Annotated in this window: 28 protein-coding genes and 2 tRNA genes; 10 read left to right on the top strand and 20 right to left on the bottom strand. The window is 60.1% G+C overall.

The window, feature by feature from the left end; genetic code table 11:
- The first annotated feature begins 1 nt into the window (after nt 1).
- Nucleotides 2-679: a glutathione S-transferase family protein gene (locus AAEZ05_RS15725; RefSeq protein ID WP_350647964.1), complete on the top strand. Its 678-nt coding sequence runs from the start codon at nt 2-4 to the stop codon at nt 677-679.
- A gap of 564 nt (nt 680-1,243) precedes the next feature.
- On the opposite strand, the gene AAEZ05_RS15720 is transcribed toward AAEZ05_RS15725, so the two are convergent.
- The 7 genes from AAEZ05_RS15720 to AAEZ05_RS15690 all read right to left on the bottom strand — a co-directional run bounded on the left by AAEZ05_RS15720 (nt 1,244) and on the right by AAEZ05_RS15690 (nt 6,767).
- A tRNA-Thr gene (locus AAEZ05_RS15720) sits at nt 1,244-1,319 on the bottom strand.
- 77 nt (nt 1,320-1,396) lie between these two features.
- Entirely contained in the window at nt 1,397-2,221 is an 825-nt protein-coding gene (locus tag AAEZ05_RS15715) for an FkbM family methyltransferase (protein WP_350647962.1), read from the bottom strand.
- A 343-nt stretch (nt 2,222-2,564) separates the two neighbouring features.
- A complete protein-coding gene (locus AAEZ05_RS15710) occupies nt 2,565-3,794 on the bottom strand; it encodes a methyltransferase (RefSeq protein ID WP_350647960.1) in 1,230 nt (409 codons plus the stop codon).
- Nucleotides 3,775-4,464, bottom strand: a complete 690-nt coding sequence (locus tag AAEZ05_RS15705) for an ABC transporter permease (RefSeq protein WP_045062021.1) — start codon at nt 4,462-4,464, stop codon at nt 3,775-3,777. The genes AAEZ05_RS15710 and AAEZ05_RS15705 overlap by 20 nt, the downstream gene beginning before the upstream one ends.
- Nucleotides 4,461-5,156 carry an ABC transporter permease gene (locus AAEZ05_RS15700; protein WP_045062020.1) on the bottom strand — a complete coding sequence of 232 codons (696 nt, stop codon included), beginning with the start codon at nt 5,154-5,156 and terminating at the stop codon, nt 4,461-4,463. Before AAEZ05_RS15700 ends, AAEZ05_RS15705 begins: the two co-directional genes overlap by 4 nt.
- Before the next feature lie 78 nt (nt 5,157-5,234).
- On the bottom strand, nt 5,235-5,981 hold the full coding sequence (locus tag AAEZ05_RS15695; protein WP_045062019.1) for an ABC transporter substrate-binding protein: 747 nt from the start codon (nt 5,979-5,981) through the stop codon (nt 5,235-5,237).
- A gap of 12 nt (nt 5,982-5,993) precedes the next feature.
- Nucleotides 5,994-6,767: an ABC transporter ATP-binding protein gene (locus AAEZ05_RS15690; protein ID WP_247292342.1), complete on the bottom strand. Its 774-nt coding sequence runs from the start codon at nt 6,765-6,767 to the stop codon at nt 5,994-5,996.
- A 175-nt stretch (nt 6,768-6,942) separates the two neighbouring features.
- Here AAEZ05_RS15690 and AAEZ05_RS15685 point away from each other — a divergent pair, with 175 nt between their 5' ends.
- Together AAEZ05_RS15685 and gabP are read left to right on the top strand one after the other, a co-directional pair.
- Nucleotides 6,943-7,170, top strand: coding sequence for a hypothetical protein (locus AAEZ05_RS15685; RefSeq protein ID WP_350647958.1), 228 nt, complete (start codon nt 6,943-6,945; stop codon nt 7,168-7,170).
- Nucleotides 7,171-7,327: 157 nt separating this feature from the next.
- Nucleotides 7,328-8,719: a GABA permease gene (gabP, locus tag AAEZ05_RS15680; RefSeq protein ID WP_350597964.1), complete on the top strand. Its 1,392-nt coding sequence runs from the start codon at nt 7,328-7,330 to the stop codon at nt 8,717-8,719.
- A 77-nt stretch (nt 8,720-8,796) separates the two neighbouring features.
- Here the strand turns inward: gabP and vapC are convergent, their stop codons facing one another.
- The 10 genes from vapC to AAEZ05_RS15630 form a co-directional block, all read right to left on the bottom strand.
- Nucleotides 8,797-9,204, bottom strand: a complete 408-nt coding sequence (vapC, locus tag AAEZ05_RS15675) for a type II toxin-antitoxin system tRNA(fMet)-specific endonuclease VapC (protein ID WP_045062016.1) — start codon at nt 9,202-9,204, stop codon at nt 8,797-8,799.
- Nucleotides 9,204-9,434 (bottom strand): type II toxin-antitoxin system VapB family antitoxin, encoded by a 231-nt coding sequence (gene vapB, locus AAEZ05_RS15670; protein WP_045062015.1) that lies wholly within the window; start codon nt 9,432-9,434, stop codon nt 9,204-9,206. Before vapB ends, vapC begins: the two co-directional genes overlap by 1 nt.
- A gap of 181 nt (nt 9,435-9,615) precedes the next feature.
- On the bottom strand, nt 9,616-10,068 hold the full coding sequence (locus AAEZ05_RS15665; RefSeq protein ID WP_350647955.1) for a hypothetical protein: 453 nt from the start codon (nt 10,066-10,068) through the stop codon (nt 9,616-9,618).
- Nucleotides 10,069-10,074: 6 nt separating this feature from the next.
- Nucleotides 10,075-10,491 (bottom strand): hypothetical protein, encoded by a 417-nt coding sequence (locus AAEZ05_RS15660; RefSeq protein ID WP_045062013.1) that lies wholly within the window; start codon nt 10,489-10,491, stop codon nt 10,075-10,077.
- Between the two features lie 37 nt (nt 10,492-10,528).
- Nucleotides 10,529-11,491 (bottom strand): alpha/beta hydrolase family protein, encoded by a 963-nt coding sequence (locus tag AAEZ05_RS15655; RefSeq protein ID WP_350648068.1) that lies wholly within the window; start codon nt 11,489-11,491, stop codon nt 10,529-10,531.
- 162 nt (nt 11,492-11,653) lie between these two features.
- A tRNA-Phe gene (locus tag AAEZ05_RS15650) sits at nt 11,654-11,729 on the bottom strand.
- 103 nt (nt 11,730-11,832) lie between these two features.
- Nucleotides 11,833-12,105: an oxidative damage protection protein gene (locus AAEZ05_RS15645; protein WP_010464608.1), complete on the bottom strand. Its 273-nt coding sequence runs from the start codon at nt 12,103-12,105 to the stop codon at nt 11,833-11,835.
- Nucleotides 12,102-13,169 carry an A/G-specific adenine glycosylase gene (mutY, locus tag AAEZ05_RS15640; RefSeq protein ID WP_045062011.1) on the bottom strand — a complete coding sequence of 356 codons (1,068 nt, stop codon included), beginning with the start codon at nt 13,167-13,169 and terminating at the stop codon, nt 12,102-12,104. The genes AAEZ05_RS15645 and mutY overlap by 4 nt, the downstream gene beginning before the upstream one ends.
- A complete protein-coding gene (locus AAEZ05_RS15635) occupies nt 13,166-15,385 on the bottom strand; it encodes an AsmA family protein (RefSeq protein WP_350647952.1) in 2,220 nt (739 codons plus the stop codon). Before AAEZ05_RS15635 ends, mutY begins: the two co-directional genes overlap by 4 nt.
- A gap of 78 nt (nt 15,386-15,463) precedes the next feature.
- Entirely contained in the window at nt 15,464-15,868 is a 405-nt protein-coding gene (locus AAEZ05_RS15630; protein WP_350647950.1) for an acetyl-CoA sensor PanZ family protein, read from the bottom strand.
- Between the two features lie 222 nt (nt 15,869-16,090).
- Here AAEZ05_RS15630 and AAEZ05_RS15625 point away from each other — a divergent pair, with 222 nt between their 5' ends.
- From AAEZ05_RS15625 to AAEZ05_RS15595, 7 genes are all read left to right on the top strand, one after another.
- The gene (locus tag AAEZ05_RS15625) at nt 16,091-17,752 is read left to right on the top strand and encodes an OFA family MFS transporter (RefSeq protein ID WP_350647948.1); all 1,662 of its coding nucleotides are present in this window, start codon (nt 16,091-16,093) and stop codon (nt 17,750-17,752) included.
- A 282-nt stretch (nt 17,753-18,034) separates the two neighbouring features.
- Nucleotides 18,035-18,628, top strand: coding sequence for an imidazoleglycerol-phosphate dehydratase HisB (gene hisB / locus AAEZ05_RS15620; RefSeq protein WP_007897437.1), 594 nt, complete (start codon nt 18,035-18,037; stop codon nt 18,626-18,628).
- Nucleotides 18,628-19,266, top strand: a complete 639-nt coding sequence (gene hisH, locus AAEZ05_RS15615) for an imidazole glycerol phosphate synthase subunit HisH (protein ID WP_045062007.1) — start codon at nt 18,628-18,630, stop codon at nt 19,264-19,266. Before hisB ends, hisH begins: the two co-directional genes overlap by 1 nt.
- A complete protein-coding gene (locus AAEZ05_RS15610) occupies nt 19,267-19,521 on the top strand; it encodes a DUF2164 domain-containing protein (protein WP_045062006.1) in 255 nt (84 codons plus the stop codon).
- Between the two features lie 42 nt (nt 19,522-19,563).
- Nucleotides 19,564-20,301: a 1-(5-phosphoribosyl)-5-[(5-phosphoribosylamino)methylideneamino]imidazole-4-carboxamide isomerase gene (hisA, locus tag AAEZ05_RS15605; protein WP_045062005.1), complete on the top strand. Its 738-nt coding sequence runs from the start codon at nt 19,564-19,566 to the stop codon at nt 20,299-20,301.
- A 9-nt stretch (nt 20,302-20,310) separates the two neighbouring features.
- Complete coding sequence (hisF, locus tag AAEZ05_RS15600; protein ID WP_350647946.1) at nt 20,311-21,081, top strand: imidazole glycerol phosphate synthase subunit HisF; 771 nt, start codon at nt 20,311-20,313, stop codon at nt 21,079-21,081.
- 77 nt (nt 21,082-21,158) lie between these two features.
- A complete protein-coding gene (locus tag AAEZ05_RS15595) occupies nt 21,159-21,914 on the top strand; it encodes a substrate-binding periplasmic protein (protein ID WP_045062004.1) in 756 nt (251 codons plus the stop codon).
- Nucleotides 21,915-22,046: 132 nt separating this feature from the next.
- Here the strand turns inward: AAEZ05_RS15595 and AAEZ05_RS15590 are convergent, their stop codons facing one another.
- Genes AAEZ05_RS15590 through AAEZ05_RS15580 form a run of 3 tightly spaced genes read right to left on the bottom strand, consistent with a single transcriptional unit; the run spans nt 22,047 to nt 25,471 of the window.
- A complete protein-coding gene (locus AAEZ05_RS15590; RefSeq protein ID WP_350647943.1) occupies nt 22,047-22,823 on the bottom strand; it encodes a divergent polysaccharide deacetylase family protein in 777 nt (258 codons plus the stop codon).
- A 1-nt stretch (nt 22,824) separates the two neighbouring features.
- On the bottom strand, nt 22,825-24,144 hold the full coding sequence (locus tag AAEZ05_RS15585; RefSeq protein WP_045062002.1) for a S41 family peptidase: 1,320 nt from the start codon (nt 24,142-24,144) through the stop codon (nt 22,825-22,827).
- Nucleotides 24,145-24,175: 31 nt separating this feature from the next.
- Nucleotides 24,176-25,471 (bottom strand): murein hydrolase activator EnvC family protein, encoded by a 1,296-nt coding sequence (locus AAEZ05_RS15580; protein WP_350647941.1) that lies wholly within the window; start codon nt 25,469-25,471, stop codon nt 24,176-24,178.
- Nucleotides 25,472-25,555: the final 84 nt, after the last annotated feature.

Genomic DNA, 25,555 nt, shown 5'->3' with positions numbered 1-25,555 from the left:
AATGGAATACGACTTTTACTGGATCAGCGGCAGCCCCAACGCTTGGCGCGCGATGCTGGCGCTTGAGTATAAAGACGTTTCTTACAACTCTCATCGGCTTGATGCCAGCAAGCAGGAGCACAAAAGCTCGGCTTTTTTGACTCTCAATCCGCAAGGCAAGGTGCCCGTTCTAAAGCACGGTGATACTGTTGTCTGTGAGTCAATCGCAATCATGGCCTATCTGGAGAGCGTGCACCCGAAGTCTCCATTGTTTGGCGTAACCGCTGCCGAAACTGGACTTGTTTGGCAACGGATATTCGAGTTTGTGAACGGATTGCGGGACCTTATAGACGATGGCGTGGTTCGGCCGCTGAGCCAAGGGCTTAAGCCAGATAGCAAGGATGCTCTGACAGCCGCCACCATCGCTGTGCATGAATCGCTCGCGAGGCTTGAGGCCGTATTGGGGGTAACCGATTACCTGGCGGGTGATCGGGTTTCTGCGGCGGATTTTACCGTTGTCCCCAACCTACTGATGCTTATGCGCCTGGGCATCCGCCCGGATGTACTGGCGCTGGAGTTAAGGTTCAATGACGTGCGGTCCACGTATCCTGCAATTGCCAAATGGCTCGCTCGCCTGGAGGCTCTGCCAGCTTTTGATGCTGCATATCCACCGCACTGGCTTTTATCTTCAGGAGGCTGATATCAGGTAGGAAATGCTCCCAAGGTCAATCCACGATCAATTGGGCAACTCCGCCGAGCAACATTCCCGACCTATTCTAGTGACCGCTTTTGGCCGATTTCTGCCGCTGCTGACCGTCAGCAATGTGTCGGTTGCGACCGGTGGGGGGTATAGGCAGCATAGGCTCGTCCTGGCGAGTTTATTTCCCCAAAGAATGGCTCGTTGGATGGATCAAGCAGGAAGTCAGCCGAATGCTTCATCGTGCACTTCTGCCCAAGTAGAGCGGGATACAGGGATCCCAGCGGACAGTGTAATGAACATCGTAGATGGCATACCGACCGCTCAAGAGTTTTCGCGCGCCAGCCGAACAGCGGGGCGGTTAGATAGCGGGAAGGGGAAGCAAGATAGTCATGACTGGATATCTACAGTGAGGCTGGCGGCCTCATCGCGAGCAAGCTCGCTCCCACAGGTGTCCCTTTTCAGGTAGCCCCCGTAGGTGGTCCCGAAAGTTTCAAGGTGCGGACAAAAAACAAGCGACCCAGAAACAACAAAGCCCCTGCATTTCTGCAGGGGCTTCGTTTTGTATGGTGCCGGCACCAGGAGTCGAACCCGGGACCTACTGATTACAAGTCAGTTGCTCTACCAACTGAGCTATACCGGCGTGTTGGGCGACGATTATAGCGATTGGAATGGTTCTGTAAACCCCTGAATTCAGACTATTTTTGAGCGGGCCTCGGGTCAGGCGCGGCGCAGTGCTGTTCGGAGTTTGTGCAGGGCTTTCCAGGTGCGGCTGTTTTGGATGGCGTGCAGTTGCGCTTCGGCCTGTTCGGCGCGTTGTAGAGCGGCGGCGAGGTGTTGGTCGGCGTCGCTGAGGGGGTGGCTGAATGTGTGGCCGCGGCAGAGCTGGAAGTTGTCCAGGTTGCAGGGCGGGATGTCGAAGGCGGGTTTGAGGTTCAGGTGTTCTTCGGCGAGGTAGTAGGTGTTGAGTCCGTCGAACAGGATGGACTGGTAGCCGGCGTCGATGAGCGGGGTTTCCCAGGACTGGTTGCGCTCCCATGGGGTCTCGATGAGGATGATCCACGGGCGCCACTGGCTGAAGTCCATGCCGCGCAGCACGGTTTCTTCGTGGCCTTCGACGTCGATTTTCAGGAAGTGGATGGGCTTGCCCTGGGCATGTTGCTCGCAAATGGCGGTCAGGGTGCGCGATTGCACGGTGTGGCTGCGCACGTCCATGCCGGCGTCTTTACGCTGTTGCGCGACGGTGGGTTCAAGTGTCGACAGGCCGGTGTCGGCGATGCTGTAGAACGTCAGGTCCTGGGCGTTTTCGCCGGCGACGCATTGCAGGTTGGTGTCTTTGGGGCGTTGTTCGCACAGGGCCTGGTGGTAATTGGCGACGGGCTCGACGTTGATGCCGGTCCAGCCGTGGTCATAAAAAGCCTTGGTGACCGAGTCGTGGACGGGATCGTTGGCGCCTATGTCGATGTAGAAGCCGTTTTCGACGGTTCTGAGGGCGCGCCACAGGCGGATGTCTTCGAAGTTCTGTGCGTAGGAAATGAACGTCACGAGTCGAGTCCTGTGTTTTGTTTTTATTGTTAACGGCCGCAGTGTCGGCGCTTTGTTTGCCTGTATAGCAAGGGTCGCGGTCGGGGCGCAAATGCCTGCGGGCGTGGTCCCGTATTCGGCGGTTATGTCCTTTTCGCGAATTGCTTATGCACAACGGGCGTGATGGCCTTTACTGCTCAATACCGATTTTGTGGACCCGTTCTCATTAGGCCGCAAATGCCTGTTTTTATGGTTTTTTATCCATGTGTACGAAAAATGAACACAGGTGTTTCAGGGAGGAAACAGCTGTATACATTGGATCCAGGATAATTCCATCAACAGAGTTATCCACAGGCTGCGTGCTTCAGCAGCGCTCGCCCAGGATCAGCAGATTACGCGGAGTGAGGGGGCTGTCGCAGAAGGTTCCGAGGCGAACGGTGTAACCCTGCTCGGAGAGGTAAATGGCCCTGTCGAGCACCAGCCAAAGCTCCAGCGGGCGTCGGAAAAGCCCGCGCAACAGCTCAAGGTTGCGCACCTGTGCCAGGCGTTGCCAGCCGGAGGCCTCCAGCGCGGGCCAGTCCTGCGGCCCGATTGTGGATAAGTCCTTGAGCGCGGCCAGGTGATGGCAGTATTCGGCGAAGGGTTTGTCCAGCCAGGCGCTGGGAAGAGATGGCGTGGGCAGGTATTGATCGACTCCGCGCAGTTGCCTTTGCAGCAGGTCGAATCCCAGGCGGCGGGCCATGGAGGTGTCACGCTGATGGCGGACCCGGGCGCCGGCGGTGACGGTTTCGCTCGCGGGCAGCGCCAGGTCATCCAGGGACAGCTGCAGGGTGGATTGCTGGCCCGGTGAGGAAAGCGCCTGAGGGGCTGTGAGACTGATCCGGTTGTAGCAGCAGGGTGCGACAGCCAGCTGTTGACAGCCTGCGGCGCTGGCGAGCTGGATCAGCCTGACGTGCAGGTCTCCGCAAGCGTGCAGCGCGACTGGGGTATGCCCGCCATTCAGCAGGCTGGCGGCGTCGGCGGCGAGCACATCCTGTTCAACATGCAGGGCGTGCAGGTGATGGCGCTGGCTGAGTGCCTGGCCGCTGGCGACCAGTGCCGGGTCGTATTCCAGGCAGGTGAGTTGCTGGCCGGCCTGCAACAGGCGTCGGCCCAGGTGTCCTTTGCCGGCACACCAGTCGAGCCAGTGTTTTGATGGCTGGGTGAATTCCAGGCGGCTGGCGAACGCTTCGATCTGCTGCCATTTGCGCCCCGGCACATCGACGTTCAGGCGGTGCCCGGCCTCTTCCAGCGCATGGGCCGGCAGTTCGCCGATGGCGCTGAGTTGCAGCGACTGCGCGGCCAGCGAAGCGAAAGGCTCGGGCGCGTCCAGCAGGGCGGGGTGGTTGTGGGCGAGTTCAGCCTCTTCCAGGGAGCGACCGCGCAGCCACTGCGCCAGTTGCGGGCAGGACGCTTCCCAGGGAAGTTGCAGATGGGTGAACGGTCGCGGCTTCCACAGCGCTTGATGCTCGATCAGAAAAGCATCCAGCGCGGCGAAGCGGGCGAGCAGGGCCTCGCCCGACAGCACGTGCCTATCAACGCCCTTGGCAGGCATCGACGCGCAGCCAGCGCTCCAGCAGCTTGAAGGCGCGCACCAGAACGAAGGCCATCAGCAGGTAGAACATGCCCGCCGCGAAGAAGATCTCCACCGGCAGGTAGGTCCGGGCAATGATGGTGCGGGCCATGCCGGTCAGCTCAAGCAAGGTCACGGTGCTGGCCAGGGCGCTGGCCTTGAGCATCAGGATGACTTCGTTGCTGTAGGCCGGCAGGCCGATGCGCGCGGCGCGGGGCAGGATGATGTAGAACATCGCCTTGGCCCGTGACATGCCCAGCGCCCGGGCAGCTTCGATTTCGCCCTTGGGAATCGCCTGGATCGAACCGCGCAGGATTTCCGCGATGTAGGCCGCGGTGTGCAGGGTCATGGTGGCGGTGGCGCACCAGAACGGATCGCGCAGGTAGGGCCACATCGAGCTGTTGCGCACAGCATCAAACTGCGCCAGGCCGTAATAGACCAGGAACAGTTGGACCAGCAGCGGCGTGCCACGGAAAAAGAAGATGTAGGCGTAGGGGAATGCGCGCACGTACCACAGGCGCGATGACCGGGCGATGCCCAGCGGAATGGCCAGCAGCAACCCGGCAATCACGGCGATGGCCACCAGCTCCAGCGTCAGGGTTGCGCCCTGGGCGAGCTTCGGCAGCCACTTGATGATGACTTCCCAGTTCATTGGGTGCTCCTTGCGAACCCGCGACCGGCGCGTTTTTCCATGAAGTGCATGCCAATCATGGCGAGAATCGTCAGGCCCAGGTACATGAACGCGGCCACCATATAGAAGGTGAACGGTTGCTTGGAGACGGTGACGCCGATTTGCGCATGACGCATGATTTCTTCCAGGCCGATCACGGACACCAGCGCCGTGTCTTTCATCAGGATCATGAACAGGTTGCCAAGGCCCGGCAGGGCGATGCGCCACATCTGCGGCATGATCAGCTTGGTGAAGATGCGAAATTTAGACAGGCCCAGGGCCACGCCCGCTTCACGGTGGCCTTTGGGGATGGCCAGGATCGCGCCGCGGAATACTTCCGTGGCGTAGGCGCCGAAGCACAGGCCAAGGGCAATCACGCCAGCGGCGAAGGCGTTGAGTTCCAGGTCGGGGTTGCCGAAGAACTCGCCCAGTTCGCGCATCAGGTTGACCGTACCGAAGTAGATCAACAGCACCCAGAGCAATTCCGGGATGCCACGCACCAGGGTCGAATAAGTGCCGCCAAGCCATTGCAACGGCTTGTACGGGGAAGTCTTGGCCAAGGCGCCGAGCAGACCGAGCACCAGCCCCAGGCACAGGGCCGAGAGTGCCAGTTTTACAGTCATCAGCGCGCCAGCGGCGAGCGCCGGGCCGAATCCGTAGAGATCGATAGTCATGGATTTCTTTTCAAATCGCGGCAGGCAATGCCAGGGGCGGGCGCCGTTAGCGAACGGCGCCTGCCAGGCAAGTCAGAATCAATAGATGCTGAAAGGGAAGTACTTGTCGTTGATCTTCTTGTAGGTGCCGTCGGCAACGATCTCTTTCAGTGCCGCGTTCAGCTTCTCGCGGACCGGGTCGCCTTTACGTACAGCGATACCGATCTTGTCGCTTTCTTCCACCGGGTCACCCTTGAACTCGTAAGAACGGCCGGCGTCGCTTTTGAGCCACTCGTAGTTGACGTACTTGTCCGCCAGGATGCCGTCCAGACGACCGGAGGTCAGGTCCAGGTAGGCGTTTTCCTGGGTGTCGTAGAGTTTGACTTCAACGCCTTCCATGTTGTCTTCCATCCAGGTGCCGGCGAGGGTCGCACGTTGTGCGCCGATCACTTTGCCTTGCAGGGAAGCCTTGTCGGTTTTGAAGTCTTTGTCTTTCGGGGCGATGAATTGCAGCTTGTTGCTGTAGTACGGGTCGGTGAAGTCCACCGCCTGCTTGCGCTCGTCGGTGATCGACATCGAGGAGATCAGGAAATCGAATTTCTTGGCGTTCAGGGCCGGAATGATCCCGTCCCAGTCGGAGGTCACCACGGTGCACTCGACTTTCATCTTGGCGCACAGGGCGTCGCCGATTTCCTTGTCGAAGCCGACGACATTACCGCTGGCATCCTTGTTGTTGAACGGCGGGTAGGCCGCTTCGATGCCCATCTTCAGGGTTTCGGCCATGGCACCGGCGCTGAACGCCAGGGTGACGGCGGCAGCCAGGAAGACCTTTTTGTAGTTCTGCATGCTGTAGCTCCGTTAGCGGTTGCTGGACATGAATTGTTTGCAGCGCGCCGAAAGCGGGTTTTCGAACACCTGCTGTGGCGATCCTTGCTCTTCTACCAGGCCTTGGTGAAGGAACACCACTTCGCTGGACACCTGGCGGGCAAAGCCCATTTCGTGGGTGACCAGCAGCATGGTACGGCCTTCCTCGGCCAATGCGCGGATGACATTAAGTACTTCCTGGACCATTTCCGGGTCAAGGGCGGAGGTGGGCTCGTCGAACAGAATCACCTTGGGCTGCATCGCCAGCGTGCGGGCAATGGCCGCGCGTTGCTGCTGGCCGCCGGACAGTTCGGCGGGGTAGGCGTGGCGCTTGTCCGCGATGCCGACCTTGGCCAGCAAGGCTTCGGCGACTTCGGTGGCTTCGGCCTTGCTTTGCCCGAGCACCCGGCGCGGCGCTTCGATGATGTTGTCGAGCACGCTCATGTGCGGCCACAGATTAAAGTTTTGAAACACAAAACCAATCTCGCTGCGCAGGCGATTGATCTGCTTGCCATCGGCAGCGACCAGTTCGCCGTTCTTGGCGGCCTTGAGCTTGAGTTCTTCACCGGCCACCAGGATCTGGCCCTGGTGCGGGTTTTCCAGCAGGTTGATGCAACGAAGGAACGTGGACTTGCCGGAACCGGAGGAGCCCAGGATCGAGATCACATCGCCGTCGCGGGCGGTCAGCGAGATGCCTTTGAGCACCTCCAGCGAACCGTAGCGTTTATGCAGGTTGCGGATTTCAAGCGCGGGCGTGGCCTCAGCCATGTGCGTTCCTCATAGTGTGTTGCTCCTGCTGTTGGCGGCCTTCCTGGCGAGGCGGCCAAGCTAGCATAGCGTCTGAATGGCAGCCAACAGCGCTACGGGCAGTAAACGGATGTCATGTGGCAGGTTGTCGCATCGTCACAGCAGACTGTCGCGCTGCTATCAAACGAACAGGTGTTTGAACCTGCCCGGCGATGGAAAAACGACGTCCTGCCGTAAAAAAAGGCGCGATGTTGCCAGCTTTGCCGGGGGGTTGGAAGCGTTAACCGGACAAACGTTCCTGATCTGCACTTTTATTGTGCGACGGGCATTTTTTGTTGTGTTTCTGGTGCGGCAAATCGTCCTGAAAGTGAGTCGCAGGGTAACGCTCTGGCAAATTGCCATTAATCTCAATCACTTGCGATGACTGTCCGGTCAGGCGGAGAGCCCCGGGCCGTGGGAGTTCGTAACATTTTGGCGCAATTATTGCGTGCAGAATAAGGAACGACCCGTTGGTTTCTTTTTACGAGAGAGAACAAACGGCGAGCTCAATGCTTTCGCTTTTCCTTACAAAGGTAGTTTCAATGAGCAGTACCCCAAGTTCCAATGGCCTCGAACAGGGGCTCAAACCGCGTCATGTGACCATGCTGTCGATCGCCGGGGTTATCGGTGCCGGGCTGTTCGTCGGTTCCGGTCATGCCATTGCTGCAGCAGGCCCGGCCGTGCTGCTGGCCTACGCCGCCGCCGGTACCCTGGTGGTACTGGTGATGCGCATGCTGGGTGAGATGGCGGTTGCTTCACCGGACACCGGTTCATTTTCGACCTACGCCGATCGGGCGATCGGTCATTGGGCCGGCTTCACTATCGGCTGGCTGTACTGGTGGTTCTGGGTGCTGGTGATACCGCTGGAGGCCAACGCCGCCGCGACCATCCTGCACGCCTGGTTCCCGAATATAGCGATCTGGGCGTTTACGCTGATCATCACGCTGTTGCTGACGGCGACCAACCTGTTCAGTGTGAAGAATTACGGTGAATTCGAATTCTGGTTCGCGCTGATCAAGGTCATTGCGATCGTTGGCTTCGTGGTGCTGGGTATCCTGGCGATTTTCGGCTTTCTGCCGACCAGTCAGGTCAGTGGTGTGTCCCACCTGTTCGACACCCAGGGCTTCATGCCTAACGGTATGGGCGCGGTATTGGCGGCTATTCTGACCACCATGTTCTCGTTCATGGGCACCGAGATCGTCACCATTGCCGCCGCAGAATCGAAGAACCCGGGCCAGCAAATCTCCAAGGCCACCAATTCGGTGATCTGGCGGATCGGCTTGTTCTACCTCGTGTCGATCTTCATCGTGGTATCCCTGGTGCCATGGAACGATCCAGTCCTGGCCAGCGTGGGTTCCTACCAGACCGTCCTTGAGCGCATGGGCATTCCAAACGCCAAGATGATCGTCGATATCGTGGTCCTGGTTGCAGTGACCAGCTGCCTGAACTCGGCGCTGTACACTGCCTCGCGCATGATGTTCTCCCTGGGCAAGCGTGGCGATGCGCCGGCGGTGTCCAAGCGCACCAACGGCAGCGGCACGCCGTACTGGGCCGTGGTGCTGTCGACGGCTGCTGCGTTCCTCGCGGTATTCGCCAACTACGTAGCGCCTGCTGCAGTGTTCGAATTCCTGCTGGCCAGCTCCGGTGCAATCGCCTTGCTGGTGTACCTGGTCATCGCGGTGTCGCAACTGCGCATGCGCAAGCAGCGCGCCATCGCCGGCGAGAAAATCGCCTTCCGCATGTGGCTGTTCCCGGGCCTGACCTACGCGGTCATCGTGTTCATCGTTGGCGTGCTGACGATCATGCTGTTCCAGGAAGCCCATCGCGTGGAGATCCTCGCGACCGGCTTGCTCAGCGTGCTGGTAGTAGCCGCCGGGCTGTTCGTGGCGCGCCGTCGCAAGCAGCAGAAGCTGGGCGCTGCAGTGCTGAACTGATAAATAACGGGTAACGCAAAACGGCCGCTGTCAGGGATGACAGGCGGCCGTTTTTTGTTTTGTGCGGTCATCGGCATTCAGTCGGCGGTCACCCAGTCTTCTACGCGCAATCCAGGGACTCTTTCGAACTCCCTCAGATTGTTGGTCACTACAATGAATCCTCGCGAACGCGCGTGCCCTGCAATCATTTGATCGTACGGGCCAATGGGCGTGCCTGCCTTTGCCAGCTCTGAGCGAATCATTCCGGTGTGCGCCGCCGCGTCTTTATCGAAAGGTAAGACTTCAAGACGGGCCGCTAAACCCTCGACTACCGCAAGATTTTTCTCGGGGGCTGCTGACTTTTCAGCCCCATAGATCAGCTCCATCAACGTAACAGCACTAATGCACAACTGCCCGTTATGAAGGTTGAAAGCTTCTCGTACGATTTGTGGCTTGTTCTTGATCGTAAAGATGCAAATGTTGGTATCGAGCATGAACTTGAGCATCAGAACGACTCGCGCTCCTGATCGGCTGGTTGAGCGCGGTTTGCCATGAAGTCGTTACTCACGTCGTCTCCATCAAACCAGCTGTCCCAGGTTTCACCTGCAGGAGTAATGATTCGGGATCTTCCAATAGCAACTACGTCGACTCGCTTCACGTCACTTGGCATTGCGACGGCTTTCGGAAGACGAACGGCTTGGCTTCGATTGCTCATGAAAAGAGTGGTCTGTTCCATATTGGCCTCCTCAGCTTTGGTTTTCGTTGATAAACCCAAGGATAAATCCTTGTCGGGATATGTCAACGGGATATACGTAACCGAGAGTGTGGGATAAGGGGAAGGACACGTTGTGGATTTTTAGCAAAACGGCCGCTGTCAGGGATGACAGGCGGCCGTTTTTGTTTCAGGGCGCAGCGGGTTACTCGCCCTTTTCTTCCTGCGCATCCAGCGCCTGGCGGTATTGGTCCAGTGCATGACCGAAGTCGGTGATGAACTGCGGCTCGTTGAGCCAGGCCTGGGCGGTTTCGCGGTCCATGCCGTCGGCCCACATGCGGTAGTCGAGCAGCATGTCGGCGGCCAGGTGGGTGGCGGCCATGGCTTCGTTGTCGGCGTTTTCCATGTCGAGCAGGTCGGGATGGTCCGAGATGATAACCGCGAGCTCCGACAGCAGTACCTGCAGCATGTCGTTGCGGCCGACTGCTTCGGCGTCGTGCATCTTGCTGAACATCGCCAGGGTGTATTCCGGGATCGGCTCGCCCGGTTCGCCCAGGTCATCATCCAGCGCTGCGGGTTTGCGGCCGTGGATGTTGATTTGCTTGGCTTTGATTTTTGCGCGCTTGGCGCGTTTCTGCTGCTTGTTCAGGGAGGCCATGGGAACTCAGTTGGGTGTCTGTGGGTTTTGGGCGGCGATGGCGTCGGAGGCTGCCACGTAATCAACCTGGAAGGCGGGGGATTCGATCCACGCCAGGGCGCCGGCTTCGTCGGTTTCGGTGGACCATTGGCGATACTCAATCAGCGCGCCGATGATGAAGTCAGTGGCGATCTCCTCGCCTTCCTGTTCCAGCACCAGGGCGAGCAGCGGGTGTTCGAGGAAGGCTGCGCACATCGCTTGCTGGCTGATTTTCTGCGCGTCGAGCATTTCCTTGAACAGTTCGGTCAGGTCCACCGAGTCAAAATCGATGCGATCGTCGTTCGGGTCCAGCTCCACCGGCGCAGCCGCTCGCTGGGTACGGTTCTGCTTGGCCTTGTCTTTGGCGCGGGTGGCGCGTTTTTGCTGCTTGTTGGCGGAGGCCATGGGCGTCGTTCCGTATTGCGTTGAGTGGGCGCATCAGTCAGCTGCGTGGCACTAGCCGCCCCGGAGTACCGGGGGCCAGTTCGCCGCTTTGCAGCCAGGACAATGCAATGGGCCATAGTGTGGCTTGGTATGCGCTGCGAAAAAAGGCGAAATGTCCCACGTCTGTCTGATCAATGTCTTCAGGCGCGATGCGCAAATGGGTTTTGCGGCTGTGGGTGAAGTAGCCGAGCAGGCGTTCTATGGCGGGAATTGTGCCATAGGGGTCGTCGCTGATGCTGATGGCCAGGACTTGCGCCTTGACTGCCGCAAAGGTTTTCACATGCAGGTCGCGGCCGCTGGGGCGCTTTTCGTAACGGGCGGTGGGCGTGCTCCAGTCCCGGACGACGCCGGCAGGGGTGTCTTCCAGCCAGCCCAGGCGCTTGCCGGGGAAGTAACCGTACAGCATCGTCAGCAACGGCATCACCAGGTGCCACTTGCCAAACATGCGCCAGCGATGGGCGGGCGCATAGTCGCGCCAGTAAGCGAATTGCGCACCCACGGTCACCAGGCGACGAATCACCGGCCCCGACGCTCCCAGGCCCGCTGCACAGCCGCCAAAGCTGTGAGCCACCACATCGATGGGTTGGCCGGGGAATTCGCGCTGGGCGCGCTTGAGCATCGCCTCGAAGTCCAGGGTGCCCCAATCGGACCATGACGCCCTCAGGCCTTTCATCGAAGCGGGGCGCGATTCTCCGATGCCGCGGTAATCGTAGGTGATGACGTCGAAGCCGTTGGCATGCAGATAGTCGGCAAACCGCGCGTAGTGGCGGCAGCGCACGGAAGTGGCGGCGTTGATGATCACAACCGGGCGCGCGCTGTCATGGGGGGCATGGCGCCAGGTAAAGCCGCCGAGGATGAAACCGTCTGCAGCGGGTTCCTTGAAGGGTTCGCCGGGCGCGAACGCGGGCAGCGGCAACTCGATGTGGCTGGGTGCCAGTGACGGCATGTCCTGCAGATTCATCGGCGTCTTACCAATGCGGGTAGCTGACAACGATAGTCTTCGGGCGGCGGTTGGACAATCCAGGCCGAGGCCGGGGTGTGCAGGAAAGTTCATCACGGCTGCGCCGGTCAAATCGCAGGCATAAAAAAACCCTGAATCTTGCGATTCAGGGTTTTCGGTATTTGGTGCCCAGAGACGGAATCGAACCGCCGACACGGGGATTTTCAATCCCCTGCTCTACCGACTGAGCTATCTGGGCAACGGGGCGCATTAAACTGGTTTTTCAGGGGGTCGTCAAGCAAGTTTTCAAAAAATATTTAATTATTACCGTCGCTTACGATCCGACCCCCGTGAAATCGGGATTATTCAGCCGGCGGAACGTAGCCGTCAGCCTTGGCGTATTCCTCGCCGGAGAAGTACTTGTCCATCTCGCCCTGAAGATATTTGCGGTCTTCGGCGTTCATCATGTTCAGGCGTTTTTCGTTGATGAGCAGGGTCTGGTGTTTCTGCCAGTCGGCCCAGGCCTTGGCCGAGACGTGGTCAAAAATGTCCTGGCCTTTGGCGCCCGGGAATGGAGCGCGCTCCAGGGCAGGCAATTCTTCTTTGTACTTGCGGCACATGATGGTGCGGGTCATGACGACTCTCCTGCGTTCAATACGGCGGCCGCGCGTTCGAGCAAGGTCTTGACCGGGGCGGCAAGGCCCAGGCGCGGCGGGGTGGCGAGGTTATACCAGAGCCAGTCGGCCTCGGCCACGTGATGGGCCGCCTCCTGGACCTGGACCAGCCAGGGTTCGATGGATAACTGGAAGTGGCTGAAAGTGTGCACCAGGCTCGGCAAGGCTTGTTGCTGGCCCAGCTCCAGTGAGTGTTGAGTGGCCAGGTGTTGCAGGTCGTCCAGGTCATCGAGCTCCGGAAGGCTCCACAAGCCGCCCCACAAGCCCGTCGAAGGCCGACGGTAGAGCAGAATCGCGCCTTCGCCATTGGCCAGCATCGGCATCAGCGTGCGCTTCTGGGGCACGGCTTTGCGCGGCTTGGGGATCGGGTAGCGGGTTTCCAGGCCAAGCATGTGCGCTTCACAGCCTTTTTCCAGCGGACACAGCAGGCAACTGGGCTTGCTGCGTGTACAGAGCGTGGCGCCCAGGTCCATCATGGCCTGGGTGTAGGCGTTGACCCGGTCATGGGGTGTGAAGCGCTCTGCGGTGGCCCACAGCTGTTTGGCCACCTTTGGCTCGCCCGGATATCCCTCCTGGGCCGTAAAGCGCGCCAGGACGCGTTTGACGTTGCCATCGAGGATCGGCGCACGCATGCCCATGCTCAGGCTGGCGATGGCGCCGGCGGTAGACAGGCCAATACCTGGCAGCTCGACCAGCTTGTCGATGTCCCGCGGAAATTCACCGGCGTAGTCGGCCACAATGATTTTCGCGGTTTTCTGCAGATTGCGCGCCCGTGTGTAGTAGCCCAGGCCGGTCCACAGGTGCAGCACTTCATCTTCCGGCGCGGCAGCCAGGGCTTCGACCGTCGGCAACGAGGCCATGAAGCGGTCGAAGTAGTTCAGCACGGTGCTGACCTGGGTCTGCTGCAGCATGATCTCAGAGACCCACACCCGATACGGCGTGATGCCCTGCTGCCAAGGCAAATCGTGGCGGCCGTGGCGGTCGTACCAATCCAGCACTGCTGCCGAAAACTGCTCGGATCTCATCGCTTGAACAGCCCTTTGAGTGCGTTTTTCAGTTCTGGACTGACTTTGTCGCCGAGTTTTTCGTCGATTTTTTCACTGAGCTTGTCTCCCGCGAGCCGGGTCGCGACCTGGCCCATGCGTTCGTTATCGAGGCGGCAAGCCTTGGCACCCAGTTCCAGTGGGCCGCGGCAGCGCAATGGCCACTCGATGCCGACGAACTTCTCGCCGACCTGACAGGCCGGGTCGGGCATGTCGCTCTTGTCGCCTTCGACGATGATGCCGACGCGGTAATCCATGCCCAGCACGCGCAGGTCGACATCGCCGTCGCCATTGACGGTCATGCCGGGGATGCGCACTTTCAGGTCGGGGTTGGTGGCTACGCCATTACGAAAGGTCAGGTTGCCCTTGAGCTCCTGGAAGGGCGTGTCCTTGCCGCGCGGCTCGCCGCTGAGGGTCTTGCGGTTGAGCGTGGCGATGCCTTTGCACAGCTGCTGTTCAAGGTTGGCATTGAGCAGCACGCCATTGTTGATCGCAAAACTGGCGGTGCCGTTGAGGGTGTCGACCAGGGCTTTCTGGCTGTTGCCGCTGCCGGTCAGGTTGCTGTTGAGGGTGACCAGGCCTTTGACTGGCGGGTTTTTACCCTGGCTTTCAAGGATTTTTTCCACCGGCACTTTGTTGATCTGGGTCTGCAGGTTCAGCGCCGGGACCTGTTGGCGCACATCGAGGGTGCCTTTGGCTTCGAAGTTACCTTCGTACAATTCGCCGCGCAGGTTTTCCAGGGTCAGCAGGCCATTTTGGCCGGTAGCCTTGAGGGCCGCGTTGCGGATCGGCAGCTTGTCGAGGGTGAGTTGGCCGAAAGTAAGGTCGGCGTCGAGATCGAGTTTGCTCAGGCGCTCCACGGGCAACAGGCGATCGTTGCTCCAGGCTGTCTTGGTCGGCGCATCCGGCAGCGGAGTGCTGCCTGCGCCGGCCATGGCATTGGCTTCGGTGCTGGCCACTTCGGCCTGGCGCACTTGCGTTGCGCTATTGGCTTCGGCAGATTTTGGCTTCAGGTAACGGTCGACGTTGAAGGTGTCAGCCTTGAGCACCGCACGCAGCGATTGCCTGGCGAAGTCCTCGACGGCGATGCGACCGCTGAAGCTGCTGTCGTCGATTTTCAGGTTGATGTTGTCGAAGGCCACGCTGGTGGGCGTTGCGCTGACGCGACTGACCAGCTCGACCTTGCTCAGGCTGCCTTCGGCCATGGCCGGCAGGGTCTGGCCGATGCTGTCGACGAACTTGGCCAGGTCGAACTGGGCGATCGATAGCGCGCCGTTGACCTGAGGTGTCTTGTCGAGGTCGTTGACCTTCAGCTCGCCGAGTGCGCGAAGCTGGTTGGCGGAAATCTTGATGCCGGTCCATTCGGCGACGTTCGCCGCTTTATCCAGCAAAAGCTGGCCCTGTGCGGCGAAAGTCATGGTCTTGCCTTGCAGCGGATCGCCGGCGACTTCCCCGGTCAGTTTCATGTCTTCGAACTTGTAGCGCTGCAGGGCGCGTTCGAAACGCAGTTCGCCGTTCAGTTCAGTGCGAACCCGCAGGACTGGCTGATTGGTGCCAAGGAACGCGGTGAGTTTGACCGGAATATTGGTCGAGTCATGCACGGCACCGGTGCTGAGCTGGATGCTTTCGGCGCTGAACTGCTTGCCGGTCTTTTCGTCGCTGTATTCAACCCGGGCGTTATTGACGGTCAGGCTGTCGATGTCCAGGCGAATGGGCTGGGCGGGTTTTTCCGCCTGGGCCGTGGTCTCGCTGGCAGGCTCACCGGGGGTGGCAGGTGGCGTGGTCTGAGTGGCAGGCACCTTGCCGATGTCTTCCCAGTTGCCGTGGCCGTCCTTGTCGCGGTTCAGGCGCAGGTTCAGGCCTTCGACCCGCACATCGCTCATTTGGACTTCGCGGCGCAGCAGGGGCAGCACGCGAACGGACAGGCCGAGCATTTGCAGATCGGCAAAGGGTTCGGCGGGTTTGGCCAGGGTCGCGACACTGGCTTCGTGCAATTCCAGGCCCAGCCACGGGAACAGGCTCCAGCCGATGTCGCCATTGAGCGTCAGCTCGATGTGGGCCTTGTCGCGGGCTATCTGGCGAATCTCGTCTTTATAGTCATTGGGATCAAAGAGGTGGGTCAGTGCAAAACCCAGGGCCACAATGATCAGCAATAGCCCGAGAAGTACCAGACCCAGGATTTTGCCGAACGCTTTCATGGGCGAGTCCTTGTAGTTAGTCAAATTCGAAATTCAGCCGGGGAGTATAGCGCCCCGGGGACGACGATCGGTCGGCGATCACGTTGTCAGTTCATCCAGCGACACTTTCAGCTTGGCGGCGAGCGCCTGGGCTTCAAGATGGCCGGCGGGGGCCAGCAGGTGCAAGGTGGCGCCGGCGTCGCGGGCCATTTTCCGCGCCTCGTCCACCAGGCGTTCGGCGACGCCGCGTCGACGGGTGACCTTGCGCACGCACAATTGCGACAGGTGCCAGACGTTCTGGTGCCGTTGCAGGCGAGCTGCACCCAGCAACCGGTCATTGAAGCGCCCGGCGATCAGTGAGCCATCGCCCAGGCAGGCTTCGATCAACTGTTGCGGCGAGGCAAAGGGTGCGAAGAGCCACTGCGGCGCATCAAGGTAGATCTTCTGCAGGTCTTGCTGATCCTGATAGTTGGCATCTTTGAGCGACTCGACAACGATCGGCATGGCGGCTCCAGCGGGAAAGAGATCAGATGACGTGCAAAAGGTGATGGCAGCTTGATTTTTCTGCCACGCGCAAATGGTAACCTCTGCTGGTACGTCCGTCCTTCTGCGACTTGATGTTGCATCAAAATGGAGCTTCATCTGACAAGACAGTCATGCCTGTGTGCATAAAGGCTGGGGATGAGCAGTGGCTGGCGAACAATACTAATAATTGGGGGATACACAATGACCACGAGCATCACGGCTGACGGCATAGCCGGCCAGCCTGCGTTCCTGTCCAAGGAACGCATCATCGCCAAGCCCGGTTTCAACCGTTGGCTGGTACCGCCAGCCGCACTGGCGATCCACCTGTGCATCGGCATGGCCTACGGCTTTTCGGTGTTCTGGCTGCCGTTGTCCAAAGCCCTGGGTGTGACCGCACCGGTGGCTTGCGCGCCGGACATGAGCTTTATTTCGCAAATCTTCTCCTCCCAGTGCGACTGGCCGATCTCGATGCTCGGCTGGATCTACACCCTGTTCTTCATTTTCCTCGGTTGCTCGGCGGCGATCTGGGGTGGCTGGCTGGAACACGCCGGGCCGCGCAAGGCTGGCGTAGTGTCGGCATTGTGCTGGTGTGGTGGTCTGCTGATATCGGCGCTGGGGATTTATACCCACCAGATCTGGCTGATGTGGGTAGGTTCCGGGGTCATTGGCGGCATCGGCCTTGGTTTGGGCTACATTTCGCCGGTTTCGACCCTGATCAAGTGGTTCCCGGACAAACGCGGCATGGCCACTGGCATGGCGATCATGGGCTTCGGTGGTGGCGCTATGGTGGGGGCTCCGCTCGCTGCGGCGCTGATGGGGCATTTTGCCTCGCCGACCAGCGTCGGGGTGTGGCAAAGCTTCCTGGTAATGGCCGCGATCTACTTCGTGTTCATGATCGGCGGCGCACTGTCCTACCGCGTTCCGCCAACGGGCTGGAAGCCTGAGGGCTGGACTGCCCCGGCCAAGAAAACTGCGAATGCGATGATCACCCATCGCCATGTGCACGTGAATGTGGCGTGGAAAACCCCGCAATTCCGCCTGGTTTGGCTGGTTCTGTGCCTCAACGTGTCTGCCGGTATCGGCATCCTGGGCATGGCGTCGCCGCTGTTGCAGGAAGTGTTTGGCGGCAAGCTGATCGGTGTCGACCTGCCATTTGGCCAACTGGATGCCGGGCAACTGGCTTCGATCGCTGCCATTGCGGCAGGTTTTACCGGGTTGCTGAGCCTGTTCAACATCGGTGGTCGTTTCTTCTGGGCGTCGTTCTCGGATTACCTGGGCCGCAAAAACACCTATTTCGTGTTCTTCGCCCTGGGTTTCGCGCTGTACGCGCTGATCCCGAACCTGGGCCACCTGGGCAATATCGCGCTGTTCGTGGCGGCGTTTTGCATCATCCTGTCGATGTACGGCGGTGGTTTTGCGACGGTGCCGGCTTACCTGGCGGACCTGTTCGGCACCCAGATGGTGGGGGCGATTCACGGTCGCCTACTGACCGCATGGGCGGCGGCGGGTGTGTTGGGGCCGGTGTTGGTGAACTACCTGCGCGAGTATCAGCTGAGCATGGGGGTGGAGCGCGCGGCAGCGTATGACATCACCTTGTACATCCTGGCAGGCCTGCTGGTGTTGGGCTTCCTGTGCAACCTGCTGGTGCGGCCGGTGGCGGACAAGTACTTCATGACCGACGCCGAACTGGCCGCCGAACAGGCGCTGGGTCACGACAAGGGCGCTGACAGCACTACCGTGCTGGAGTGGAAAGCCGCCCCGGGTACCAAGCCGCTGGCGATTGCCGCCTGGCTGGTGGTGGGCATTCCGTTGGCGTGGGGTGTCTGGGTGACCCTGCAGAAAACGGCGGTGCTGTTTCACTAAGGGACAGGCCTGAATTTCAGGCCAACACCCAACCCTGTGGGAGCGGGCTTGCCCGCGATTGCGGCCTGACAGTCGGCAGAAATGCTGAATGTGCGGGCCCTGTCGCGAGCAGGCTCACTCCCACACTTGATTCATGTGTCTCCAAATATCGCTTGTATGGACATGTCTACCCGCCACACTCCTGAATTCACTCCGTCAGCGATATCACCTCTCGTGTTTCTGTTTCCCGCCCGCGCCCCTATAATGGATGCCTTTTTCGCCCAATGATTTGCGGAGCTGGTGATGGCCGAACGTATGGCGTCAGTCGAGCGCGACACTCTGGAAACCCAGATTAAAGCCTCGATCAACCTGGATGGCACCGGAAAGGCCCGATTTGATATCGGTGTACCTTTTCTTGAGCACATGCTGGACCAGATCGCCCGTCACGGGCTGATCGACCTGGATATCGTCAGCAAGGGCGACCTGCATATCGACGACCACCACACCGTGGAAGACGTCGGCATCACCCTGGGTCAGGCTTTTGCCAAAGCCATCGGTGACAAAAAAGGCATCCGTCGCTACGGCCACGCCTATGTCCCGCTGGATGAAGCACTGTCGCGGGTAGTCATCGACTTCTCCGGCCGTCCTGGCTTGCAGATGCATGTTCCCTATACTCGCGCCACCGTTGGCGGTTTCGATGTTGACCTGTTCCAGGAATTCTTCCAGGGCTTCGTCAACCACGCACTGGTCAGCCTGCACATCGACAATCTGCGTGGCACCAACACCCACCACCAGATCGAAACCGTGTTCAAGGCATTCGGCCGCGCCCTGCGCATGGCCGTCGAGCTCGATGACCGCATGGCCGGCCAAATGCCGTCGACCAAGGGCGTTCTGTAATGCAGACGGTCGCGGTAATCGATTACGGCATGGGCAACCTGCACTCGGTGGCCAAGGCCCTCGAGCACGTCGGTGCCGGCAAGGTCCTGATCACCAGCGATGCCAATGTGATTCGCGAAGCCGACCGGGTGGTTTTCCCCGGCGTCGGCGCGATTCGCGACTGCATGGCCGAGATCCGGCGCCTGGGCTTCGATTCGCTGGTGCGCGAAGTCAGCCAGGACCGTCCGTTCCTCGGCATCTGCGTCGGCATGCAAGCCCTGCTCGATAGCAGTGAGGAGAACGACGGCGTTGACTGCATCGGCCTGTTTCCCGGCGCGGTGAAGTTCTTCGGCAAGGACCTGCATGAAGATGGCGAGCACCTGAAGGTCCCGCACATGGGCTGGAACGAAGTGCAGCAGACGATCTCGCATCCGCTGTGGCACAACATTCCGGACCTGGCGCGTTTTTACTTCGTGCACAGCTACTACATCGCTGCCGGCAACGCGCGGCAGGTGGTGGGTGGCGGTCACTACGGTGTCGATTTCGCCGCGGCGCTGGCCGATGGCTCGCGTTTCGCCGTGCAGTTCCACCCGGAGAAGAGCCATACCCATGGCCTGCAATTGTTGCAGAACTTCGCTGCGTGGGATGGTCGCTGGTAAATGGCCAGGAAGAAGCCGCCGATCCTGACCCTCACTCCCGAACAGGAGAATGAGGCCAATCACAAGATCAAGCGCTTCATGGAGGATCGCTTCGAACTGGACCTGGGTTCGTTCGAAGCGGCCGAAATCCTTGAGCTGTTTACCCGCGAAATTGCTCCGCACTATTACAACAGGGCGATTTTCGATGTGCAGACGCACCTTAAAGAAAGGTTCGAGAGCATCGAAAGCGACTTGTGGGCGCTCGAGAAAAACTGATTTCCGAGCGAAGCTGAACAATCGAATTTGAAGGTTTGCCAGATGCTGATTATCCCCGCTATCGATCTCAAAGACGGTGCCTGTGTTCGTCTGCGCCAGGGCCGCATGGAAGATTCCACGGTGTTCTCCGATGACCCGGTGAGCATGGCCGCCAAGTGGGTAGAGGGCGGTTGCCGCCGTCTGCATCTGGTCGACCTGAACGGTGCTTTTGAAGGCCAGCCGGTCAATGGCGAGGTTGTCACTGCGATCGCCAGGCGCTACCCCAACCTGCCGATCCAGATCGGCGGCGGTATCCGTTCGCTGGAAACCATCGAGCACTACGTGAAAGCCGGCGTGAGCTACGTGATCATCGGCACCAAGGCCGTGAAAGACCCCGCGTTTGTCGCCGAAGCCTGCCGCGCATTCCCTGGCAAGGTAATCGTTGGCCTGGATGCCAAGGACGGCTTCGTCGCTACCGACGGCTGGGCTGAGATCAGCACCGTGAACGTCATCGACCTGGCCAAACAATTCGAATCCGACGGTGTGTCTGCCATCGTTTATACCGACATCGCCAAAGACGGCATGATGCAGGGCTGCAACGTTTCGTACACCGCTGCGCTGGCGGCTGCCACGCGTATTCCGGTGATTGCTTCCGGCGGCATCCACAACCTGGGTGACATCAAGTCGCTGCTCGACGCCAAGGCGCCTGGCATCATCGGCGCGATCACCGGCCGGGCGATTTACGAAGGCACCCTCGACGTCGCCGAAGCGCAAGCTTTCTGCGATTCGTATAAAGGCTGAGGACTGACTATGGCGCTGGCCAAACGCATCATCCCTTGCCTGGACGTGGACAACGGCCGGGTCGTCAAGGGTGTGAAGTTCGAGAACATCCGCGATGCCGGTGATCCGGTGGAAATCGCCCGTCGCTACGACGAGCAGGGCGCTGACGAGATTACCTTTCTCGACATCACCGCCAGCGTCGATGGCCGCGACACCACGCTACATACCGTCGAGCGCATGGCCAGCCAGGTATTCATCCCGCTGACCGTGGGCGGCGGCGTGCGTACCGTGCAGGACATTCGCAACTTGCTCAATGCCGGCGCGGACAAGGTCTCGATCAATACCGCGGCCGTGTTCAACCCGGAATTCGTCGGCGAAGCTGCCCAGCATTTCGGTTCGCAGTGCATCGTTGTCGCCATTGACGCGAAGAAAGTCTCCGGCCCGGGCGAAACCCCGCGCTGGGAAATCTTCACCCACGGCGGGCGCAAACCTACCGGTCTCGACGCGGTGGAGTGGGCGAAGAAGATGGAAGGCCTGGGCGCCGGTGAAATCCTGCTGACCAGCATGGACCAGGACGGCATGAAAAACGGCTTCGACCTGGGCGTGACTCGCGCCATCAGCGATGCACTGGGGATCCCGGTGATCGCCTCGGGTGGCGTCGGCAACCTGCAGCATATGGCCGATGGCATTATCGAAGGTCACGCCAGTGCTGTGCTGGCGGCGAGTATCTTCCACTTCGGCGAATACACCGTGCAGGAAGCCAAGGCCTACATGGCTCATCGCGGCATTGTGATGCGCTGAACAAACGGTACAGGCCAGTGGACATCATGGCGGGCTCAAGGCACTCTTGGGTACGCCATGGATCTCGGTAGCCAGACATGCTGAAACGCTTTCTTCTTGTCCTCGCCAGCGCAGCCGTATTGCTCTCCAACAATGTGCCTGCCGCAGAAAGTCACGCCACCGACCTGGTGCTGCTGACTGAAAACTTCCCGCCCTACAACATGGCGAAGAACGGCAAGAATTTCGCCCAGAACGAAAATATCAATGGCATCGCCACCGACATCGTCCGCGAGATGTTCAAGCGTGCTGATATCACCTACAGCCTGACGCTGCGTTTCCCCTGGGAGCGCGTGTATAAACTCGCCCTCGAAAAACCAGGCTACGGCGTGTTCGTGATGGCGCGACTGCCTGATCGCGAAAATCTCTTCAAGTGGGTTGGCCCCATTGGTCCTGATGACTGGATCATGCTCGCCAAGGCAGACAGCAAGATCAGCCTGGAGACGCTGGAGCAGGCCAGCCAATACCGGATCGGTGCCTACAAGGGCGATGCGATCGCCGAGACGCTGACCAAGCAGGGCCTAAAGCCGATCCTGGTGCTGCGCGATCAGGACAACGCGAAGAAGCTGGTCAATGGCCAGATCGACCTGTGGGCCACGGGTGACCCGGCTGGGCGTTATCTGGCGCGTCAGGAGGGCGTGTACGGGCTCAAGACGGTACTGCGGTTCAACAGTGCCGAGCTCTATCTGGCGTTGAACAAAGACGTTCCGGATACCACCGTTGCCAAACTGCAGGCCGCGCTGGATCAGTTGCGCAAGGAAGGCGTGGTAGGTGAGATCATGGCGAAGTATCTCTAGGTCAATCAAAAGATCGCAGCCTTCGGCAGCTCCTACGCCGAACGCACCACCCTACAGGTGCTGCCGAACGCACCCACGTGTAGGAGCTGGCGAACGCCCCGACGTGTAGGAGCTGCCGAAGGCTGCGATCTTTTAGCGGTACACGCCATCGTTGCCGTGAGCCGCCGTCGCGCGATTGCCGCGCACGCTGATCATTTGCTTGATGTCGATCCACTCAATCCCCTGAGCCTTGAGTTTCGGCAATTCCCGCTCCAATACCGCCAGCGTCTGCGGATACGGATGCCCGATCATCACCGCCGAACCCTGCTTGCGCGCCAGGCTGATCGCCGTCTGTAGCTGGGTGAAAATCGCCGCTTCAGTGCGCTCATCGTCCAGAAACACATCCCGCGAAACGCTCGCCAACCCAATCTTCTGCGCCTCGGCCGCCGCAACCGTCTGCGCGCTGGTGCGGCTGTCGACGAACAGCTTGTGCCGGCGCTGCAAGTGCGCCATCAACCAGGCCATGGCCGGTCGCTGAGCGGTCATGCGGCTGCCCATATGGTTGTTGATGCCGGCGGTATAAGGCACGACCTTGAGCGCCGCGTTGAGGCGTTTCTCAAGTTCTTCGATAGGCAGCTCGGGATGCCAGGCGAACGGGCCGGTGGCCGGGTCCATGGGCATGTGCAGGATCACTGTCTTGCCGGCGCGGTGTGCTTCACGGGCAAACTCGGTGGCGTGTGGCGTGTCGGGCATGATCGCCGCCGTCACGGGGCCGGGCAGGGCAAGCACTCGACGGTCCCGGGGCAGGTTCTGCCCCAGGTCGTCAATGATCAGGCTGATGTAGGCCTTATGCGCCGTGGTAGCGGCGGGCGTCGCGTGAGCAACACCCGCCAGGCAGCACAACAGGGCGAGCAGCAACCGCACGCACATCTCAGCGGCCAGAGGTGATGCTCAAACCTTTGAGCAGGCTGAGCGCCTGGGCCAGCTGGTAATCATCATCCTGCGGCATCGCCTTGGCTTTGCCGCCGGAGCCGGTCGGTTTGTCTTCGCCGCCATTGCCGTTGCCCAGGTGACCTTGCAGATCGGCTTCCTTGAAGTAGTCGCCGTCCTGCTCGCTGGTGATCTTCGCCTTGCGCACTTCGATGTCCGGGACGATGCCCTGGGCCTGGATCGAGCGGCCGTTCGGCGTGTAGTACAGCGCCGTGGTGATCTTCAGGGCGCGGTCGTTGTTCAGCGGCAGCACGGTTTGCACCGAGCCTTTGCCGAAACTGGTGGTGCCCATGATCACTGCACGTTTCTGATCCTGCAGGGCGCCGGCGACAATCTCCGAGGCCGAGGCGCTGCCGCCGTTGATCAGCACGACCATTGGCACGGCTTCGCTTTCATCCTTGCCGGTGGCCGAGAAGCGCAGCTCGGAGTTGGCGATGCGGCCCTTGGTGTAGACGATCAGGCCTTTGGTGATGAAGTGGTCGACCACTTCCACCGCCGATTGCAGTACGCCGCCCGGGTTGTTGCGCAGGTCGAGAATGACACCCTTGAGTTTCTTGCCGTTGTCCTTGCGCAGCTTGGCCAGGGCCTTGGAGACCTCTTCGCCGGTCTTGACCTGGAACTGGGTGATGCGGATATAGCCGTAGCCCGACTCCAGCAGCTGTGCCTTGACGCTCTTCACCTGGATGATGGCGCGGGACAGGGTCACGTCGAACGGCGTGCCGCCGTCGCGCACCAGGGTCAGGGTGATTTTCTGGCCGATTTTGCCGCGCATCTTGTCCACGGCTTCGGTCATGCTCTGGCCGCGAGTGGGCTGGCCGTTGATTTTCACGATGAAGTCGCCAGCCTGGATGCCGGCCTTCGACGCAGGGGTGTCATCGATCGGCGAAACCACCTTGATGAAACCGTCCTCGGCGCCGACTTCGATACCCAGGCCGCCAAATTCGCCGCTGGTGCTTTCCTGCAGCTCGGCAAAATCTTCCGGGCCCAGGTAGGCGGAGTGCGGGTCAAGGTTGCTGAGCATGCCCTTGATGGCATTTTCCAGCAGCGTCTTGTCGTCAACAGGTTCGACATAGGCGGCCTTGATCCGGTCCATGACCTCGGCAAAGGTGCGCAACTCTTCCAGCGGCAAAGGCGCCTTGGTGGTCGCAGCAGTGCCCGCAGGCGCGACTACCGGGGCCGGTTGAGCGGCAAACGCCAGAGGCGCGCCGATCACCAGGGCGATCGTCAGGGCCAGCGAGGTAAGGCGGGACAGATGCAGCATGTCGAACGAACTCCTGAAGTAGATGGCGTGCTTATCCTTGCGCGCGGCACCATTGCGCGGGATCACTCGGGTGACCCTGCTGACGAATAGCGAAATACAACGCCGGGGTGTCCTGCCCGCCACTGCTACCGACAGTGGAGATGGACTCACCGGCTTTAACCACGTCACCTGCAGACTTCAACAGCGTCTGGTTGTGACCATAAAGACTCAGGAAACCGTTGCCGTGATCCAGGATAACCAGCAGTCCGGCACCGCGCAGCCAATCGGCAAACACCACACGACCACCGTGCACGGCATGCACCTGGCTGCCGGCGGAAGCACTGATCATTACGCCGTCCCACTTGGTTCGAGCGTCATCACCACGGGATTCGCCAAAGCGTGCCAGCAATCGACCATCAACAGGCCATGGAAGTTTTCCCCGAGTGGAAGCAAAAGCACCACCGAAGGTTTCGCCTGAGCTTGAGACCAGAGCGCCGGGTGTTGATTTGACCTGTTTGCGTGGGGCGTCAGTGTTGTCTTCTGCTGCTGCCTGGGCCTCACGTAAACGCTTTTTTTCGGCTTCCTGCTGGGCGATCAGCGCTTTTTGCCGCGCTTCTTCTGCCTCTCGGGCCTGACGGGCCAGGGTTTCTTCGATGGTTTTAAGGACTTTAGACAGGTCTGCCTGATCCTGCTCGCGTGCCGCCAGCTTCTGGTCGCGAGCCTTGACGTCGAGGTTGAGCTTGGCGAGCACTTGCTGGCGCTCCTGGCGCACCTTTTCGAGCTCGTCTCGCTGGCTGTCCAGGCTGCTTTTCTGCACCAGCAGTTGAGCCTGCTGCATGTCGATGTCTTTTTCGACATTGGCCAGTTGGCGCAAGGTTTCGTTGAAGTTTTTCAGCTGCTCCAGGCGGGCCTGGCTCAGGTAGTCGTAATAAGCGAGGGTGCGGGCGAATCTTTCCGGGTTCTGCTGGTTAAGCAGCAGCTTGAGGTACTCCTGTCGCCCGTTCTGATAGGCCGCTCGGGCCTGGATGGCAATCAGTCGTTGCTGTTCAATGCGCGCGCTCTGGAGTTTTTTTTTCTCGGCATCGAGTCGCTGCAGCTCGGCTTCGCTTTTCTTCAGTTCTTTTTGCAGGGCATCGACCTGCTTTTCGAGCTTGCCCATTTCCGTCTCGGTGCCTTTGAGGTCCTTTTGCACACCGGATTTTTCTTCCTGAAGCTTGCCCAGCAGTTTCTTCAGCTCGGCAATGTCCTGACGCGTGGCGTCCAACTGCTGTTGGGTTTGCGCGCGCTCGTCAGCGAAGGCCGGTTGGAGCAGGCAAGTCAGGGCAAGGGCTATCAGGACGCGAAGCATAAAGGCGGGCGACACCAGGGAAAGGGACGGCCTAGTATGCCCGCCAAGCGCAGCAAAAAAAATGCCCAATTGGGGCTGTGTGAT

This window comes from Pseudomonas sp. HY13-MNA-CIBAN-0226, from assembly GCF_040310305.1.
Taxonomy (GTDB): Bacteria; Pseudomonadota; Gammaproteobacteria; order Pseudomonadales; family Pseudomonadaceae; genus Aquipseudomonas; species Aquipseudomonas gregormendelii.
This window is presented reverse-complemented; position numbering and strand designations above follow the sequence as displayed.